The sequence below is a fragment of the Moorena sp. SIO4E2 genome (assembly GCF_010671945.1).
Lineage (GTDB): Bacteria > Cyanobacteriota > Cyanobacteriia > Cyanobacteriales > Coleofasciculaceae > Moorena > Moorena producens.
In genome coordinates, this window is record NZ_JAAHIE010001189.1 from 1 (window position 1) to 1,487 (window position 1,487).

1 protein-coding gene and 1 pseudogene are annotated in these 1,487 nt (G+C 41.4%); one reads left to right on the forward strand and one right to left on the reverse strand.

Features of this window, described 5'->3' with window-relative positions:
* Window positions 1–300: 300 nt before the first annotated feature.
* Complete coding sequence (locus tag F6K37_RS42055; protein WP_287257175.1) at window positions 301–636, reverse strand: hypothetical protein; 336 nt, start codon at window positions 634–636, stop codon at window positions 301–303.
* 438 nt (window positions 637–1,074) lie between these two features.
* On the opposite strand from F6K37_RS42055, the pseudogene F6K37_RS42060 reads away from it, so the two are divergent.
* Window positions 1,075–1,487: pseudogene (locus F6K37_RS42060) on the forward strand (RNA-guided endonuclease TnpB family protein); the annotation flags it as partial.

The following is a 1,487-nucleotide window of genomic DNA, read 5'->3' on the forward strand; positions in this document are numbered from 1 at the left end:
ATTTACCTCCTTCTCCGCTCAAGTCTCGGTTATTGTGTGAGATGACTTATTCAGGTTTTGAGGGATATGAGCCGTATGCTCACAAGACCTATCAGCCGTTAACTAAGGAAAAAGAACAGTCGAAAAATTTGGTTTGCCCGATGTAAGTAATACTCCTGGGGATTGAGATGTAAAATTTTAAAAGGTTTAGCAATTACTGACAGGGTTTATTTTGTGGCGCGATTAGCCCTTCGGGCTACGCTTGGCCGTAGGCCAAGCCGACACTTCGTGAACGCAATTAATTTGGAAAAATTTTGGGGTCTAAAAAGGTTCGTTGGGATTGTTGCTGATGTACTCAATTTGTTCGTCGTACGGAACTCCTCCCATTTCACGGATTTGCTGTCGCAGCCGCCAGTTCTCGTCGTCTAAAATGTCTGGTTCAGCAAGGGCTTCCTTGGCTAGGTTCAGGTCTTTCTTGAGCCGTTGAGCCTGATAAAGCAACTCCGCATTTTCCCGAATCAAAGCTTCCCGTTCCTCCAGGGTCAGGTTAAGACCAAAGGCTTGATAGGAACGGCTGACGATCGAATCTATGCCGCAGGCTATGACTATTGTGATCGCATCCTCTAAACCCCTTCTGTTCCAATAATTCCAGTACAAGAAGGATTGTTGTGGCAGTATAACATCAATTGGTTTGTTGCTGCCTTCGACTTTTTGCTTTTTCGATAATCCAAAACCTTTGAATGCTATAGCTTATAGCGATTTACCTTTATAAAATTCGATAATCGACCGATTGGGCTTTTTGATACATTCTGCTGTATTTGTCTGGCTTAGTATTATTTCTTTGGTCGAAGGAACCAAGAAGACATCTACTTTTATTTCTTCAGTTCACTGTATAGATGAGCGCTCGGCTATCTCATCGGAAAAGTATTGTGTCATGATCACTATTGAGTAATTTGACCAAAAATTTTGGGTCTCAAGCCCCGTCCTTCTAGGACGGCTTTTATGTTTACTAATTCCGGAACTTTTAAATCTGAATTGTAGTCTATAATAGTAAGCAAAACCAAACCCCAAGGAGGTGAGTTTTAAGTGTTGGTAATGGAGTTCAAAGCTATTCTCAAAAGCCCCCAAAAACTAGCCATCAATGAAGCTATTAGGACGGCTCGCTTTGTCCGAAATAAAGTACTACGTTTTTGGATGGACAATCGCGGAGTAGGAAAAAAAGAACTATACCGTTATAACACTCAGCTAAGAGATGATTTTGGATTTGTAAAAGACCTTAATAGTCACGCATGTCAAGCCTCAGTTGAAAATGTAGAAAGGGCTATAAAAAGGTTCTTTGATAACTGCAAGAATAAAGTCCCTGGCAAAAAAGGGTATCCCAGGTTTAAGAAGCACTCTAGGTCTGTCGAATATAAGCAATCTGGGTGGAAGTTATCACCAGACAAGAAGTCTATCAAGTTTACAGACAAGAAAGGCATAGGTAAGGTTAAGCTCAAGGGAACCTGGGA